Raw genomic sequence first — 15,405 nt, forward strand, 5'->3', positions numbered from 1 at the left:
CTGAGTGCAGCGAACGCGGCTGCGGCGGCGGCTCATCTCGTGCAGCACGGCAAGATCGACCAGGTCGACCTGCAGCTGGAAATGCAGCGCTCCTACCTCGACTACGCGATGAGCGTCATCGTCGGGCGTGCGCTGCCTGACGTGCGCGACGGTATGAAGCCGGTGCACCGTCGCGTGATCTACGCCATGTTCGACGGCGGCTACCGCCCGGACAAGGCGTTCTCCAAGTGCGCGCGCGTCGTCGGTGACGTGATGGGACAGTTCCACCCGCACGGTGACTCGTCGATCTACGACGCGCTCGTGCGTCTGGTTCAGCCGTGGAGTCTGCGGTATCCGCTCGCCCTGGGCCAGGGAAACTTCGGTTCCCCCGGCAATGACGGCGCAGCAGCCCCGCGGTACACCGAAACCAAGATGGCGCCGCTCGCCCTCGAAATGGTGCGCGACATCGACGAAGACACCGTCGATTTTCAGGACAACTACGATGGCCGCACGCTCGAGCCGACCGTGCTGCCGGCCCGCTTTCCGAACCTGCTGGTCAACGGCTCGGTCGGAATCGCCGTCGGTATGGCCACCAACATTCCGCCGCACAACCTGCGCGAGGTAGCCGCCGGCGCCCAGTGGTACCTGGACAACCCCGACGCCACCCGCGACGAGCTGCTCGAAGCGCTGATTTCGCGCATTAAGGGACCGGATTTTCCTACCGGCGCTCAAATTCTGGGCACCAAGGGTATTCAGGACGCCTACCGCACCGGGCGTGGTTCGATCACGATGCGTGCCGTGGTCAGCATCGAAGAGTTGCAGGGTCGCACCTGCCTCGTAATTACCGAGCTGCCCTACCAGGTGAACCCCGACAACCTCGCGATCAAGATCGCCGATCTGGTCAAGGACGCCAAAGTAGCCGGCATCGCGGACATTCGGGATGAGACGTCTGGTCGCACCGGCCAGCGCCTCGTCATCGTGCTCAAGCGCGACGCCGTCGCGAAGGTTGTGCTGAACAACCTTTACAAGCACACTCAGCTGCAGGAGAATTTCGGCGCCAATATGCTGGCCATCGTCGACGGCGTGCCGCGCACGCTCGCCCTCGACGGTTTCATCTCGGCCTGGGTCGCGCACCAGATCGAGGTCATCGTTCGGCGCACCCAATTCCGCTTGAACAAGGCCGAAGCGGATGCCCACATTCTGCGCGGCTATCTCAAGGCGCTGGACGCTCTCGATGAGGTTATCGCGCTCATTCGTCGGTCGAATACGGTCGACGACGCTCGCGAAGGCCTGATGGCTCTGCTCGACGTGGACAAGCTTCAGGCCGACGCGATTCTCACCATGCAGTTGCGCCGCCTGGCAGCCCTCGAGCGCCAGAAGATTATCGACCAGGCCGCCGAACTCGAAGTGCAGATCGCCGAATTCAAGTCGATCTTGGCCAGCCCCGAGCGTCAGCGCACGATCATCAGCGAAGAACTCGCCGAGATCACCGCGAAGTTCGGTGACGACCGCCGCACCGAAATCATGTTCGGTTTCGACGGCGATATGTCGATCGAGGATCTCATCCCCGAAGAGGAGATGGTGGTCACCGTCACCCGCGGCGGCTACATCAAGCGCACCCGGAGCGATAACTACCGCAACCAGCACCGAGGCGGCAAGGGCGTCAAGGGCGCCCAGCTGCGCGCCGACGACGTGGTCGAACACTTCTTCGTGACCACGACACACCACTGGCTGTTGTTCTTCACCAACACCGGTCGGGTCTACCGGGCCAAGGCCTACGAGGCGCAGGAATCCGGTCGCGATGCCAAGGGCCAGCACGTTGCCAACCTGCTCGCGCTGCAGCCGGGCGAGGAAATCGCACAGATTCTCGACATTCGTGACTACGGGGTTGCCCAATATCTGACCCTCGCCACCCGCGATGGACTGATCAAGAAGACCGCGCTTAGTGAATACGACACCAACCGCACTGGCGGCATCATCGCGATCAAGCTGCGTGAGGGCGACGAACTCGTCTCTGCCCTGCTGGTCGAAGATGATTCCGACCTGCTGCTGGTATCCCGCAAGGGCATGTCGATTCGCTTCACCGCCACCGACGAAGCGCTGCGCCCGATGGGCCGCAGCACGTCCGGCGTGATCGGAATGCACTTCCGCGGTGAGGATACGCTGCTGGACGCATCCGTTATCAATGACGACGGCTACGTCTTCGTCGTCACCGAGGGTGGCTACGCCAAGCGCACCGCGGCAGACCAGTATCGGCTGCAGAATCGTGGCGGCCTGGGCATTAAAGTGGCCAAGCTCAACGACGATCGCGGCGATCTGGTCGGCTCGTTGATCGTCAATCCCGAGGATGAGGTCCTTGTGGTACTTGCCAGTGGCAAGGTGGTACGCTCTGACGTCGCCGAGGTTCCGGCCAAGGGTCGGGACACCATGGGTGTTGTTTTCGCAAAGTTTGCGAATGAAGACAGAATCATTTCCATCGCGAAAAACATTGAACGTAATCTGGTCGCCACGGATGAAAACACCGATGAAACCACCGACGAAGAAGATGTGACGGATGCCGACCTACCAGCTGGTGCGGTCGACAGCAGTGCTGCAGACGGCGCTGTTCCTCACGCGGATTCAGGGAAAGTAGAGACACCGAATGAGTAGCGTCGCCGAAAAGCTCGCCAAGAAGTCCACTCGCAAGACCACAAGCAAGCAGGTTCGACTCAAACTGGTCTACGTCGACTTCTGGTCGAGCGTGAAACTGTCGTTCCTGGTGGCGGTGTGCCTGGCGATCGTCACCATCGTTGCTACCTTCCTTACCTACACCGTCCTCGTGCAGACCGAGGTGCTGACCAGTGTCGACGAGCTGTACGCCACCGTGGCGGGAGAATCGGCCGACCTGGCCGCCATTCTCTCGATCGGCAACGTTATGGGCTTCGCGGTCGTTGTGGCCGTGCTGAACCTGGTCGTGATCACCGCGCTCGGCGCCATCTATGCCGTTCTGTACAACCTGAGCGTCAAAATTACCGGCGGTCTGCTCGTCGGCTTCACCAACAACTAAGCTGCAGTCAAGGCTTTGTAGGCACGATCGAGGGCTGTTTCTCCGCGGAAATAGCCCTCACGCCCGAATTTGGGTAAATCCGCCGCACCGCGGCGTGACTCGATTTCAGGTTCCGGCCAGATTCCGATAGTCTTCAATCTGCCCAACAGGGGGATATAGCTCAGTTGGTTAGAGCGCTTCACTGATAATGAAGAGGTCCCAGGTTCAAATCCCGGTATCCCCACGCAGCACCAGATTCATCAGTTCTCACTCGCTGTAAACGGGGTGAGAAAGCGGGGCCATAGCTCAATTGGTAGAGCGCCTGCTTTGCAAGCAGGAGGTCCGGGGTTCGATTCCCCGTGGCTCCACAATTCAAGGCTCGTCTACGGACGGGCCTTTTCTTGTACCTCAGGGGATTTTCCCGTACCAGCGCTGGGCATCCACTGAGACGGCGTCGCGGCGGTCACTGCGGGCCGCTACGGCCGTTAACGCGGCAGGGCCCGCATCCACTGGATGCGGGCCCTGTAAGCGGGTGGTGCTGCGGCGCTAGTCTTCCTGCGACGTGGCCGGTTCAGCCTCGTCATCGGCGACCCAGAGCTCGTCGTCGGCGCGGAACGTCTGCCAGACGGCGTAGGCGACGCCTGCAGCGGCGACGACGGCCAGACCGAGGGCGAAGTATGTTCCCGCCCCCATGCCCTTAGGTTCGACCACAACGGGCTTCTGTAAGCGGATGCGGCCCAGCGCGGCCCGCACGCGGGCGTCGCGCGCGACGTCGCCGACCGACAAGACCGTGCCGATGGCGGTACCGATGCCGGGAAGGACATCGTTCACCACGCGGCGTCGAACGCCGTCGGCGGCTTCCTGGGTGGCGTTCACGCCCGGGCGCACGTAGTGGTCGTAGCTCTCGCGAACGCGCGGAGCAACTTCTTCGCGGGCGAGGACGCCGGCTTGGTGACCGGCCTGGCGAGCAAGCACGTTAGCGCGCTCCAATACCTCTTGTTGGTGGCTCCATAGTTCGTCTGCGCTTTTGCGCAGCCGAGTGAGTTCCTTGCGGCGCTTGCGTGACAGGCTCATCTGGACCCTCCATCGATGTCGTGTGTGGCGAATGTGTGTCTATCTTGCCACTGAGTGCCCATCTTGCCACTGAAACCTTGGCGCGCAATCGATGTCTTGCCAGCGAATGCACTGGGAACGCACCGGAAACACACGGGGTCGAGCAGGGTGGGCGACGGTTGCTGTGCAAGAATCGGTGTATGTCTAAGCACACCGCTGTCGCCACCCTGAACACCACACTCGGACCGATCAAGGTCAATCTCTTCGGTAATCACGCGCCGAAGACGGTCAAGAACTTCGTCGGCCTCGCAACCGGCGAGATCGAGTGGAAGCACCCCGCCACGGGCGTCGCCTCCACCACGCCGCTCTACGACGGCACCGTTTTTCACCGCATTATCAAGGACTTCATGATCCAGGCCGGCGACCCGCTCGGCCAGGGCACCGGCGGTCCCGGCTACCAGTTCGACGATGAAATCAGCCCCGACCTCGACTTCACCCAGCCTTACGTGCTCGCCATGGCGAACGCGGGAATCCAGGGTGGTCACGGAACCAACGGCTCGCAGTTCTTCATCACTGTCGTGCCGACCACCTGGCTCCAGGGCAAGCACACCATCTTCGGTGCCGTTGAAGACGAGGACAGCCGCGCAATCGTCGCGAAGCTCGCCACCGTCGCCACCGATGGACGCGACCGCCCGCTGGAAGACGTCATCATCCAGAGCGTCTCCGTCGAATCCGTCTAACCCGTATTCCAGACCAAAATGAGTGATCTGCCGGCCTCGGCGGCGAATTTTTGCTACCGCCATCCGGGGCGGCAGAGCTTCATTCTGTGTCAGCGCTGCGGGCGCACCATCTGCGCCGAGTGCCAGACCCAGGCTGCCGTGGGCGTTATCTGCCCCGAATGCATGAAACTGCAGCGCAAGAACGCACCCCGCATCAAACCCGCCGTGCTCACCCGGCTGACCGGGAGCGGTCAGCCCACGGTGACCTACGCGCTCATCGCGATTACCGTCTTCGTCTTTATCCTGCAATGGATCCCCGGTCTTGGGATCACGCAACGATTCGCCTACGCGCCAGCCCTCACGCTCATTGAGCCGTGGCGCATGCTGACCAGTGTTTTTCTGCACTCGCAAGGTGGCCTGCCGTTTCACGTGCTGCTCAACATGTACGTGCTCTGGATCTTCGGTCCGATGCTCGAGGGGATGCTCGGCCGTGGTCGCTTCCTGGCGCTGTATCTGATCAGCGGTTTCGCCGGGTCGATCGGTGTTCTGGTGCTGGCTGCTCCCTACACCTACGTCGTCGGGGCATCAGGGGCCCTGTTCGGGCTCATGGGTGCCTTCCTGGTCATTCAGCGCGGTCTTGGCGGAAATTCGAAGCAACTGCTGGTTCTGCTCGGCATCAACGTGGTCGTGAGCTTCATTCCGGGGATCGCCTGGCAGGCGCACTTCGGCGGCATAATCGGCGGCGCACTCATCGGGTTCGTTCTCATGCGTACCCGGCGGCCGGCACAAAAGGGGCTGCAGATCGTCTTGATCGCGGGCGTCGCCGCTCTCCTCGTGGTGATCGGAGTCCTCAAAATTGTGAGCCTGCTCGCCCCGATCAGCTGACCACCCGGTGCACTGGGAAGTTATCCACAGGTCTATCCACATGGGGATAATTACACCGGTGTCATTACCCGCACTGCTTGATTCCGGCAGCCGGCCAGCATCCACTCAATGACCGTTGCGCGGGCGGTTCGTGACTCTGCGGTGCGGCCGAACTAGCGCCAGCGCGTGGTCATCAGAAAGCCGATGAATGCGATCCCGAAGCCGACCAGAATGTTCATGGCGCCGAGACCCGCGATGGGAAGCTGGCTGCCACTGACGTAAAACACGATGATCCAGGCCAGGCCGAGCAGCATAAAGCCGAACATGACCGGCTTGAACCAGACGGCGTTGGGCGCGTCCTCGTTCGAGCGGGCAACTTCGGTGCGGGCGGGCTTGGTGCGAGAATTCTTACGTGCCATGCTGCGATCCTAGCGTCTCCGCCTGTTTTCGTGGCTTTGACGCGGGGGCCGCGCACAACTCTGGTCAGTAGACTCGTAATATGTGTCCACAGGCAGACGATCGCACCGCGCCGGTGCCCGATGGGTCGGAGTCGCCCGGCGCTGGCACCAAACGTCGGCACCGCTCAAGTACAGCCCCGTTCGCCCAGGTCACCGTATTGGGCGTGCTCGGTGAACTGCTGATCACGGCCAGCGCGCTCGTGCTGCTGTTTCTGGGCTGGCAGCTGTGGTGGAATGACATGATCATGGCCAATTCGCAGTCGTCGGCGGCGAGTGAGATCAGCCAGGACTGGATCGCCCAGGACACCTCGAAGACGCTCCCCGAAGCGACGCCTGATCCGTCGGAACCGGACGCAGCCCGCGTAGCGGTGGACTACGGCGAGCCCGTCGTTGCCGCTGCACCCGGCAATGCCACGGCGTTCGCGGTTTTGTATGTGCCCCGCTTCGGTGCCGACTACCACCGCAGCATTGCCGAAGGCACCGGCCATGACGTCTTGAACAGCAACCGTTTGGGCATCGGACACTACGCTGGCACGCAGATGCCCGGCGAAGTTGGAAACTTCGCGATTGCCGCGCACCGCAGCGCCTTCGGCGGTGGCATGCACCTGATCAACGAGCTGCAACTCGGCGACGCCATCTACGTGCAGACGGCCGACGGCTATTACACCTACCGGTACCGCGATACCGAGTACGTGGCACCGTCGCAGGTGCAGGTACTGGCATCCGTTCCCAACTATCCGGACGGAACTCCGGTCGACCGCATCATCACGCTCACCAGTTGCAATCCGCTGTACTCCACCGCAGAACGTATCATCGCCTACGGCGTGCTTGAGTCGTGGCAGCCACTTTCGGCCGGCGCTCCCGCCGAGCTCGCACCGATCATCGCCGCTCAGGGCTAGGAGGCTCTCATGTACGCAGCACTGTGGCGTGTTCTACCCGGACCGATCTGGGTGCGCATCATTTTGGTCCTGATTCTGCTGGTGGCTCTACTGGCCGTGCTGGCCACCTGGGTGTATCCGTGGATCGATGGAATTCTGAGCAGCGAGGAAGCGACGGTAGACGGCCCATGACCCGAATTCTGGTTATCGATAATTATGACAGCTTCGTCTATACCCTCAACGGGTATCTGATGGAGCTCGGCGCGGAGACCGACGTTGTGCGCAACGATTCCTTCGAGCAGACCGATGCAGCCGCTCGGATTGCCGACTACGACGGCGTGCTCGTTTCGCCGGGCCCCGGGAAGCCCTCAGACGCCGGTGTGTCCATCGCCGTCGTCGAGGCCGCGCTGGCGGCCAACCTGCCCCTGTTCGGCGTCTGCCTAGGCCATCAGGCCATCGCCGAGGCCTTCGGGGCCACGGTGACCAATGCTGAAGAACTCATGCATGGTAAAACCTCGCTCATCACGCATGACGGCAGCGATTTCTATGAGGGTGTGCCGCAACCGTTCACAGCAACGCGGTACCATTCCCTCGCCGTCGTTGCGTCGACCGTGCCGAGTGACCTGATCGTCACGTCGCGCACGCCGGGCGGGGTCATTATGGGATTGCGGCACCTAACCGCCCCTATTTTGGGCGTGCAGTTTCACCCGGAGTCGGTCCTGACCGAGGGCGGCTACCGGATGCTGGGCAACTGGCTCGCCCTGGCTGGCCTGTCGTCTGCCCAGGAGACCGCGAAGGGCCTGCACCCGCTGTTGCGCCTGAGCTAACTTCGCGCTGGGCTGTGGGTGGGAACCGGGCCCGGTGCAGACAGGGCGGTGCGGCTAGGAGCGGGCGCAGTAGGTCAGCTCGATCTCGGAGCGCTGCGGGACGTCTCCGGGGGCCAGTGACTGGGCTTTGATCGGGGAGCCGGACTCCTGGTCACAGGTGTAATCAGGCTTGGAACTCGGCGTGAGTCCGTCGGCGGTGACCAGATCGATCGCGGCGACCAGAGACTGGCCGGTGAGGTCTCCGAGGGTGACCAGGCCGCTCGACACGACGTAGTTGATGGTATCGCCGGCGAATTCGGAGGACGCCGCGGGCGGATCGGTGCGCAGAACGATATCGGCCGCCACGGTCGGGGAGTTCTCGGTGGTGACCGACCCGGAAACGAAACCGAGCGCTTCGATCGCGGCCTGGGCATCCGTTATGGGCTGATTGGTGACATCGGGAACCGCGACGGGCACCGGACCGGTAGAGACGAAGACCTTGATCACGTCGGAGGGATTGACGATGGTATCGGCCGGAGGATCCGTGCGAATAACCTGGTCGGCTGGCACTGTCGTGCTCGACTCTTCGGCACGCGTGGCCGCGAGGTCGAGGTCGAGGAGAGTATTTTGGGCGTCGTCATAGGTTTGCCCGGTGAGTGCGGGAATCTGGCGCGAACTGTCGGGCAGTTCCACCGAAGGCTGCAGATTGGCCACCCAGATCATGACCGCGACGACGATGACCACGACGCAGACGATTCCGGCCCAGACCCAGATCACCGGGGGGCGACGCTGGGTGCGCACCATCGTCTGGTCTTCGGACAACTGTTTGAGGGCCAGCGCCGAACCGGTGATCGCCGTGGGCGCAGCCCCGAACAGGCCGGCACCAACCTCGTCGCCGGCCCGGTGAACGGGAATCTGGCCGGATCCTGCGGTCTCGACATCATTGCGAAACTCGACGGCGCTTTGATAGCGGGCGAAGCGGTCCTTGGCCAGGGCATGCAGCACGACCGAGTCCAGGGCTGGCGACACCCTGGGATTGAGCGCTGAGGGTTTCGCCGGCAGTTCGCTGACGTGTTGGTAGGCGACGGCCACGGGCGTGTCACCGCGGAACGGCGGCCGCCCGGTGAGCATCTCGAACAGCACCACGCCCGTGGAATACAAATCGGTGCGCGCATCGACGGACTCACCCTTGGCCTGCTCCGGCGAGAAATAGGCGGCGGTACCGAGGATGGCGGTGGTCTGCGCCACGGTCGTGGCCGAGTCGGAGATGGCACGGGCGATGCCGAAATCCATCACCTTGACCTGTCCGGACTTGGTGATCATGATGTTGCCGGGCTTGATGTCGCGGTGCACCACACCGGCGCGATGCGAGTATTCCAGCGCGGTCAGGACCCCATCGATGATGCGTACGGCCTCGGTCGCCTCGATCGGGCCCTCACGAATGATGTCCTTGAGCAGCCGCCCGTCGACGTGTTCCATGACGATGAACGGAACCTGGGAATCATGTCCGGCATCGTCAGTGACGGTCTCCTCGCCGGCATCGAACACCCGCACGATTGTCGGGTGGGCCATGCGAGCTGCGGCCTGGGCCTCTTGCCGAAACCGGGTTCGAAAGGCCGGGTCGGAGGCCAGGCTCGACTTGAGTAGCTTGATGGCCACCGTGCGACCGAGCCGGGAATCGGTGCCTATATGTACGTCGGACATGCCGCCACGGCCGAGGAGCGCCCCGACACGATAGCGGCCCGCGATCAAACGGCCAGAGTCAGGCACGAGCGCACTCCCCCACAATAAAACGGATGCCCGGGTTAGGCACAGTGAGCGCTACTTTACCGCACGGCATTGGGGAATTACTCCCCGACAGCGGGGTCGCCAGTTACGCTCACGTCTGCCGTTGGGGAAAACTCAGAGCTGACCTGGCCACAGAAATATCGGAACTTGACCTTGAAATTCTCTGTTCCGGCGGTGATCGTGGCCGTCGTCGTTTCAGCGGTGGTGGGGTTGGCCGAGGTGATGATGGCGGCACCGCCCTCCGTTGCGATCTCATAGCCAGCCAAAGTCTGGCCGGCCGGGCAGGTCTGGGCATTCCAGTTCACCGTGACAGTGCCCGCGGCAGCGACGGGCGAAGGCGTCGCCGTCGGGGCTGACGTCGGTGTGCTCGGCGTGGGGAACGCGCCGTAGACAGTCAGGGTCACGGTCGTCCCGGCCGGAACCGGCCCCCGGGGATTGACTCCGTACACCGTGTCAACTTCTTCCTCAGACCCGGCCGCATTTCCGGGTTGGACGTCAGCGACGAATCCCATCTCAACGAGCAGGGCGGCGGCATCGGCGCTGGGCTTACCCACGAAATCTTCCGGATTGACCGACGTGTTCGCATTGGTGGGCGACGGCGTCGGCGTTGGCGACGGGGTCGCCGATGGCGTAGCCGACGGGGTTGATGAGGGTGGCGCTGACGTGGTCGGGGCCGGTGCCGGGGTCTCGTTGTTCTGCGTGAACAGGGCGATGAGAGTTCCGGTGAGCACGATCACCAGCAGCGCGACGAGGGCGATCAGCGGCCAGGTCCACGGACTGCGCTTCTTCTTCTCCGCTTCGGCAGCGGCCGCGGAGGCCCGCGTGATGGGCGCGCCGGTGGCGGGCAGAACGGTCGTGGCCTGGTCGGACCCGGCACCGGGCATGAGCATGGTGGCGCTCGTGGCCGAGAGGCCGCCCAGAACGGACGGCACGGCAACCGCGGCTGCAGCGACGTCACCGCGACGCAAAGCGGATGCCGCGCGCGCCAGGTGGGCAGCAGACGCCGGCCGGTCGGCCGGGTTCTTGGCCAGGCAGGCGAAGACCAGATTGCGAACCGGCTCGGACACCGTCACCGGCAGGTCGGGCGCAATCTCGTTGATCTGAGCCATGGCAATCGCGACCTGCGACTCGCCCGTGAACGGACGACGTCCGGCCAGCGACTCGTACGCGACGATGCCGATCGAGTAGATGTCGGTGGTCGGCGATGCGGGGTGGCCGCTCGCCTGTTCCGGTGAGAGGTACTGCACGGTGCCCATAACCTGGCCGGTCGCGGTGAGCGGAACCTGGTCGGCGATGCGGGCGATGCCGAAGTCGGTGATCTTGACCCGGCCCTCCGGCGTGATGAGCAGGTTTCCGGGCTTGATGTCGCGGTGCACGAGACCGGCGGCGTGGGCGGCGTGCAGCGCGGTCGAGGTCTGCGCGACAATGTCGAGCACCTTGTCGGTCGGCAGAACGTGCTCGCGCTCGAGAATGGTTGACAGAGCTTCGCCGGGCACTAGTTCCATGACCAGGAAGGCGCTGCCGTCTTCTTCGCCGTAGTCGAAGACATTCGCGATGCCTTCGTGGTTGACCAGGGCCGCGTGGCGGGCCTCAGCGCGAAAGCGCTCGAGGAAACCGGGGTCGCCGAGATACTCGTCCTTCAAAATCTTGATGGCGACGCTGCGACCGATTACGAGGTCGGTGGACTTCCACACCTCCCCCATGCCGCCAATCGCAATGCGCGACTGCAGCTCGTATCGTCCCCCGAAGGTGAGGCCTGCTGTGGGTCTCATTTGTTAAGCACCGCCTCTAGTACTTTCTGTGCGACAGGTGCGGCAAGTTTGTTGCCGAACCCGGTTTGTCCTTCTCCTCCGCCGTCCTCGATCAGAACGGTGATGGCAAATTGTGGGTCGTCCGCCGGTGCGAAACCGGTGAACCAGAGTGTGAACGGATCGGTTGACCCGTTCTGCGCCGTGCCGGTTTTCCCCGCCACTTCGACCCCGTCTATTCTTGCATTGCTCGCGGCGCCATCCTGAACGCCGTTGATCATCATCGCGGTCAGTGTTGCGGCTGTTTTTTCGCTCATCACCCGCCCAAGTTCTGCCGGTTTGAAGGTTTGGATGGCGCTGAGATTGGGTGCGAGGATCTCCTGCACCAGGTTGGGCTGCATCACGACCCCCCCGTTGGCGATGGCGCCGCTGACCAGGGCCATTTGCAGCGGGTTCGCCCGCACGTCGTACTGACCGAAGGCTGACTGCGCGGTCTGCGGATCGTCGAGCCCGTCGGGGTACACGCTCTCGGTCACGCGCAGGGGAATGCTGAAGCTGCTGTTGAAGCCGAACTTCTCGGCGGTCTCCCGAATGGCCGTGTCGCCGAGCGCGACGCCCAATTCGGCGAACGGGATATTGCAGGACAAGCGCAGTGCTGTGGCGAGGGTGACCGTCTCACCGGCACCGCAGGTTGACCCGCTGGAGTTTTCAATCTTGCTCGTGGTGCCCGGCGCGGTGTACACGGCCGGGTTCGGAAAGGTGCTCTCCGGCGTGTAGTCGCCCGATTCCAGGGCGGCCGTCGTCACGACGAGTTTGAAGATCGACCCGGGCGGGTTGAGCGAATTGATCGCCCGGTTGATCAGCGGGTCGTTCTCGTCGGCCAGCAGGGCCTCGTAGCTCGCGGTGACCTCGGCGTTGTTGTGCACGGTGAGTAGATTCGGGTTGAAACTCGGCTTGGAGACCATCGCCAGGATGCGGCCGGTCGTCGGTTCGGTCACGACGACCGATCCGGTGTAGTCGCCGAGGGCGTCCCAGGCTGCCTGCTGGGCCACCGGATCGATGGTGACCTCCACGGCGGCGCCCTTCGGGTCCTGGCCGGTGACGAGGGCGCTGATCTTGTCGAAGAACTGTGAGTTGGACGTTCCGGTCATCTCGGCATTGAGGGCGAACTCCAGCCCGGTCGGTTCGCCGTTGATCGGAATGTATCCGGTGATCGGCGCATACAACTCGGGGTTGGTATAGGTGCGGAGAAATTTGTAGTCATCGTCGGCCGGCATGGACTGGGCGATCGGGTCGCCGGCGACGAGGATGGCGCCGCGCTCGACCTGGTAGCTGTCGTACAGCGTGCGGGTGTTGCGCGGGTCGGCCGACAGATTGTCGGCCTGAAAGGCCTGCACGATCGACGTGGAGCTGAGCAGGGCGATGAACATCAGCATCACGACGATGCTGACGCGCTTGAGTTCGCGGTTCACTAGACCACCAGCCTGGGTTGATTGCGCACTGTGTCGGAGAGCCGCAGCAACAGGGCCACGATAATCCAGTTGGCCACGAGCGAGGAGCCGCCGGCGGCCAGGAACGGCGTGGTCAGGCCGGTGAGGGGAATCACCCGGGTGACGCCGCCGATGACGATGAAGCACTGCAGCGCCACAACGAAGGCAAGGCCGACGGCGAGAAGCTTGCCGAAATCATCCTGACCGGCGAAGCCGATGCGGAATCCGCGGGCCACGAATAGAAGGTACAGGGCGAGGATGGCGAAGATTCCGGCGAGCCCGAGCTCCTCGCCGAGGCTCGCAATGATGTAGTCACTCTGCGGTACCGGGGTCAGTTCGGGCCGTCCCTGGCCCCAGCCAGTGCCGAGCAGGCCGCCCTTGGCGAGGCCGAACAGGCCTTGCACGAGCTGAAAGCTGCCGCCCTCAGCTTCATAGACTTTGGGGTTGAGCGCATCGAGCCAGTTGGTGAACCGGCCGTTGACGTAGTTCAGGGTCTGGCTGGCCAGCAGGGCACCGCCGAGGAACAGGCCCATGCCCATGATGACCCAGCTCGCCCGCCCGGTCGCGAGGTAGAGCATGACGAGGAACAGACCGAAGTAGAGCAGCGCGGTTCCGAGGTCGCGCTGGAAGATGATGACCGACATCGACAGGGCCCACACCACGAGAATCGGACCAAGGTCGCGCAAGCGCGGAAAGCGCGCGCCCAGAAACTTCTTACCGACCATGGAGAGACTGTCGCGGTTGCGCACGAGGTAGCCGGCAAAGAACACGGCGAGGGCGATCTTGGCGATCTCACCGGGCTGGAACGTGCCGAAACTGCCAAAGCCGATCCAGACCCGAGCGCCGCTGATTTCTTTACCCAGGCCGGGCACGAGCGGCAGAAAGAGCAACACCACACCGACGAGACCGAAAATGTAGGTGTAGCGAAACAGCACCCGGTGATTGCGGATCACGAGCAGCACGACGATCGCGCTGAAAATGGCCAGGGCGCTCCACACCGTCTGGCGCACGGCGGCGCTCGCCCAGCCGCTGTCCTGGTCGGCGATGTCGATGCGGTAGATCATGGCGATGCCCATGCCATTGAGCACCGTGGCGATCGGCAAAATGAAGGGATCGGCGTCGCGAGCGACAAATCGCAGCACCACGTGCAGGCTGATGACCAGAACCGACAGGCCGGTGCCGAGCAGCACCAGGGTCGGGTCGAGATCGCCGAGAGCGCCAAGCTGCACGAGCACGACCGCGCTCGCGTTGATGAAGCAGGCGATCAGCAGCAGGAACAGTTCGAGGTTGCGCAGTTTCTGCGGCAGGTGCAGACGACGCACCGGCTCGGTTCCCTGACGCGCTTGCAGAGCGGATGCTTTACTCAACGACCGCACCCTTCAGCCGTTCGACGATGGCCTGCGCATCCGCGAGGGAGCCGGCACTAATGGTCTGCTCGACCTGCTGGCGGTCGTAGACGCGCAAATCGGACAGGTTGATGTCGGTGGCCTCGTACACACTGGACAGCTTGATCGGGCCGATGTCCTGCTGGACGCCCTGGTAGATCGCGACGGTCGAACCCTCGGAGCCGACGAAATAGCGGGTTTGGGTCCACTGGTAGCTCAGGATGCTGGTGCCGACGATCGCGAGTACGAGCAGAATAACGCCGAACAGCCAGGTGGCCTTGCGGCGGCGCGCGCGGCGGGCATCCTCTTCGATCAGTTCGGAGAGGTAGTCCTGGGAATCGGGCTCGAAGTGCGTCTCGCGTACCGGGTGCAGCCGCAGGGCCGGGATGCGCAGTGCACGGTTGCGGCCGGGTTCCTCACCGAAGGCGAGCGGATTGGCCGCTGAGCCGACGACGACGGGACTGTCTGTGCGCGTGCTGCCGTCGCCCGCGCCAATGTCAACGATGACGACGGTGACGTTGTCTGGGGCGCCGCCGTCGAGGCTTTCCTTCACGAGCAGGTCGGCGACATCCTGCGCGTTGGCGCCACTGGCCAGGGCGGAGGCTATGCCGGTGTGCGAGACGACACCGGTGAGACCATCGGAGCACAGCAGCCAGCGGTCGCCGTCGATCGTGGCCAGGATCGACGTGTCGATTTCGGGGCTCGCCTCGACGTCACCGAGCACACGCATGAGCACGGAGCGGCGTGGATGCACCATGGCTTCGGCCTCGGTGATGCGGCCGCTGTCAACCAACCGCTGCACGAACGTGTGGTCGATGGTGATCTGGGAGAGTTCGTTGTCGCGCAGCAGATAGATGCGCGAGTCGCCGATGTGGGCGATCGCGACCTCGTTCTCGAGCACCACGATGGCGCTGACGGTCGTGCCCATGCCGGTGAGTTCGGCATGCTCGAACACGGTTTCGGCCAGCTGGGCGTTAGCGCCGATCAGGGCGGCCTGCAGGGCGAATTCGGCGTCCTGGGCACTCGCATAGGGCCTGTCGGCCTCGATAATACGTTTCGTGGCGATCGCCGACGCGACGTCTCCGCCGGCGTGGCCGCCCATGCCATCGGCGACCACGAACAGGGTGCGTCCGGCGTAACCGGAGTCCTGGTTATTGGAGCGAACCTTGCCGACGTGGGACGTGGCTGCGCTGTGACTTACCGTCGCCATGA

14 protein-coding genes and 2 tRNA genes are annotated in these 15,405 nt (G+C 63.6%); 9 read left to right on the forward strand and 7 right to left on the reverse strand.

Annotated features, from left to right (window positions below; genetic code table 11):
- The 4 genes from gyrA to E3O45_RS11170 all read left to right on the forward strand — a co-directional run bounded on the left by gyrA (position 1) and on the right by E3O45_RS11170 (position 3,372).
- Complete coding sequence (gene gyrA / locus E3O45_RS11155; RefSeq protein WP_241978997.1) at positions 1-2,628, forward strand: DNA gyrase subunit A; 2,628 nt, start codon at positions 1-3, stop codon at positions 2,626-2,628.
- A complete protein-coding gene (locus E3O45_RS11160; RefSeq protein WP_092448022.1) occupies positions 2,621-3,025 on the forward strand; it encodes a DUF3566 domain-containing protein in 405 nt (134 codons plus the stop codon). Before gyrA ends, E3O45_RS11160 begins: the two co-directional genes overlap by 8 nt.
- Before the next feature lie 149 nt (positions 3,026-3,174).
- A tRNA-Ile gene (locus E3O45_RS11165) sits at positions 3,175-3,248 on the forward strand.
- A 51-nt stretch (positions 3,249-3,299) separates the two neighbouring features.
- Positions 3,300-3,372: transfer RNA gene (locus E3O45_RS11170), tRNA-Ala, on the forward strand.
- A 178-nt stretch (positions 3,373-3,550) separates the two neighbouring features.
- Here E3O45_RS11170 and E3O45_RS11175 read toward each other — a convergent pair.
- Positions 3,551-4,078 carry a hypothetical protein gene (locus E3O45_RS11175; RefSeq protein WP_134443459.1) on the reverse strand — a complete coding sequence of 176 codons (528 nt, stop codon included), beginning with the start codon at positions 4,076-4,078 and terminating at the stop codon, positions 3,551-3,553.
- 179 nt (positions 4,079-4,257) lie between these two features.
- Between E3O45_RS11175 and E3O45_RS11180 the strand changes: the two genes are divergently transcribed.
- A complete protein-coding gene (locus E3O45_RS11180) occupies positions 4,258-4,797 on the forward strand; it encodes a peptidylprolyl isomerase (RefSeq protein WP_092448024.1) in 540 nt (179 codons plus the stop codon).
- A 162-nt stretch (positions 4,798-4,959) separates the two neighbouring features.
- Positions 4,960-5,661, forward strand: coding sequence for a rhomboid family intramembrane serine protease (locus E3O45_RS11185; RefSeq protein ID WP_370449971.1), 702 nt, complete (start codon positions 4,960-4,962; stop codon positions 5,659-5,661).
- A 152-nt stretch (positions 5,662-5,813) separates the two neighbouring features.
- On the opposite strand, the gene E3O45_RS11190 is transcribed toward E3O45_RS11185, so the two are convergent.
- Positions 5,814-6,059, reverse strand: a complete 246-nt coding sequence (locus tag E3O45_RS11190; protein ID WP_092448026.1) for a cell division protein CrgA — start codon at positions 6,057-6,059, stop codon at positions 5,814-5,816.
- Positions 6,060-6,139: 80 nt separating this feature from the next.
- On the opposite strand from E3O45_RS11190, the gene E3O45_RS11195 reads away from it, so the two are divergent.
- Genes E3O45_RS11195 through E3O45_RS11200 form a run of 3 tightly spaced genes read left to right on the forward strand, consistent with a single transcriptional unit; the run spans position 6,140 to position 7,803 of the window.
- The gene (locus tag E3O45_RS11195; RefSeq protein ID WP_134443461.1) at positions 6,140-6,997 is read left to right on the forward strand and encodes a class E sortase; all 858 of its coding nucleotides are present in this window, start codon (positions 6,140-6,142) and stop codon (positions 6,995-6,997) included.
- A 9-nt stretch (positions 6,998-7,006) separates the two neighbouring features.
- The gene (locus tag E3O45_RS17545) at positions 7,007-7,168 is read left to right on the forward strand and encodes a hypothetical protein (protein WP_166789471.1); all 162 of its coding nucleotides are present in this window, start codon (positions 7,007-7,009) and stop codon (positions 7,166-7,168) included.
- Positions 7,165-7,803, forward strand: a complete 639-nt coding sequence (locus E3O45_RS11200; protein ID WP_134443462.1) for an aminodeoxychorismate/anthranilate synthase component II — start codon at positions 7,165-7,167, stop codon at positions 7,801-7,803. The genes E3O45_RS17545 and E3O45_RS11200 overlap by 4 nt, the downstream gene beginning before the upstream one ends.
- A gap of 54 nt (positions 7,804-7,857) precedes the next feature.
- On the opposite strand, the gene pknB is transcribed toward E3O45_RS11200, so the two are convergent.
- From pknB to E3O45_RS11225, 5 genes are all read right to left on the reverse strand, one after another.
- Positions 7,858-9,552, reverse strand: coding sequence for a Stk1 family PASTA domain-containing Ser/Thr kinase (gene pknB / locus E3O45_RS11205; protein WP_134443463.1), 1,695 nt, complete (start codon positions 9,550-9,552; stop codon positions 7,858-7,860).
- Between the two features lie 77 nt (positions 9,553-9,629).
- The gene (locus E3O45_RS11210) at positions 9,630-11,342 is read right to left on the reverse strand and encodes a protein kinase (RefSeq protein WP_134443464.1); all 1,713 of its coding nucleotides are present in this window, start codon (positions 11,340-11,342) and stop codon (positions 9,630-9,632) included.
- The gene (locus E3O45_RS11215) at positions 11,339-12,790 is read right to left on the reverse strand and encodes a penicillin-binding protein 2 (protein ID WP_134443465.1); all 1,452 of its coding nucleotides are present in this window, start codon (positions 12,788-12,790) and stop codon (positions 11,339-11,341) included. Before E3O45_RS11215 ends, E3O45_RS11210 begins: the two co-directional genes overlap by 4 nt.
- The gene (locus E3O45_RS11220; protein WP_241985327.1) at positions 12,790-14,175 is read right to left on the reverse strand and encodes an FtsW/RodA/SpoVE family cell cycle protein; all 1,386 of its coding nucleotides are present in this window, start codon (positions 14,173-14,175) and stop codon (positions 12,790-12,792) included. Before E3O45_RS11220 ends, E3O45_RS11215 begins: the two co-directional genes overlap by 1 nt.
- Positions 14,168-15,403: a PP2C family serine/threonine-protein phosphatase gene (locus E3O45_RS11225; protein ID WP_134443466.1), complete on the reverse strand. Its 1,236-nt coding sequence runs from the start codon at positions 15,401-15,403 to the stop codon at positions 14,168-14,170. The genes E3O45_RS11220 and E3O45_RS11225 overlap by 8 nt, the downstream gene beginning before the upstream one ends.
- Positions 15,404-15,405 lie beyond the last annotated feature (2 nt).

Source organism: Cryobacterium sp. TMS1-20-1, from assembly GCF_004402355.1.
Taxonomy (GTDB): Bacteria; Actinomycetota; Actinomycetes; order Actinomycetales; family Microbacteriaceae; genus Cryobacterium; species Cryobacterium levicorallinum.

Coding starts and splice junctions, on each gene's coding strand:
- E3O45_RS11160 (WP_092448022.1), top strand. CDS start 2,621: ATGAGTAGCGTCGCCGAAAAGCTCGCCAAGAAGTCCACTCGCAAGACC.
- E3O45_RS11175 (WP_134443459.1), bottom strand. CDS start 4,078: ATGAGCCTGTCACGCAAGCGCCGCAAGGAACTCACTCGGCTGCGCAAA.
- E3O45_RS11180 (WP_092448024.1), top strand. CDS start 4,258: ATGTCTAAGCACACCGCTGTCGCCACCCTGAACACCACACTCGGACCG.
- E3O45_RS11185 (WP_370449971.1), top strand. CDS start 4,960: ATGAAACTGCAGCGCAAGAACGCACCCCGCATCAAACCCGCCGTGCTC.
- E3O45_RS11190 (WP_092448026.1), bottom strand. CDS start 6,059: ATGGCACGTAAGAATTCTCGCACCAAGCCCGCCCGCACCGAAGTTGCC.
- E3O45_RS11195 (WP_134443461.1), top strand. CDS start 6,140: ATGTGTCCACAGGCAGACGATCGCACCGCGCCGGTGCCCGATGGGTCG.
- E3O45_RS17545 (WP_166789471.1), top strand. CDS start 7,007: ATGTACGCAGCACTGTGGCGTGTTCTACCCGGACCGATCTGGGTGCGC.
- E3O45_RS11200 (WP_134443462.1), top strand. CDS start 7,165: ATGACCCGAATTCTGGTTATCGATAATTATGACAGCTTCGTCTATACC.
- E3O45_RS11210 (WP_134443464.1), bottom strand. CDS start 11,342: ATGAGACCCACAGCAGGCCTCACCTTCGGGGGACGATACGAGCTGCAG.
- E3O45_RS11225 (WP_134443466.1), bottom strand. CDS start 15,403: ATGGCGACGGTAAGTCACAGCGCAGCCACGTCCCACGTCGGCAAGGTT.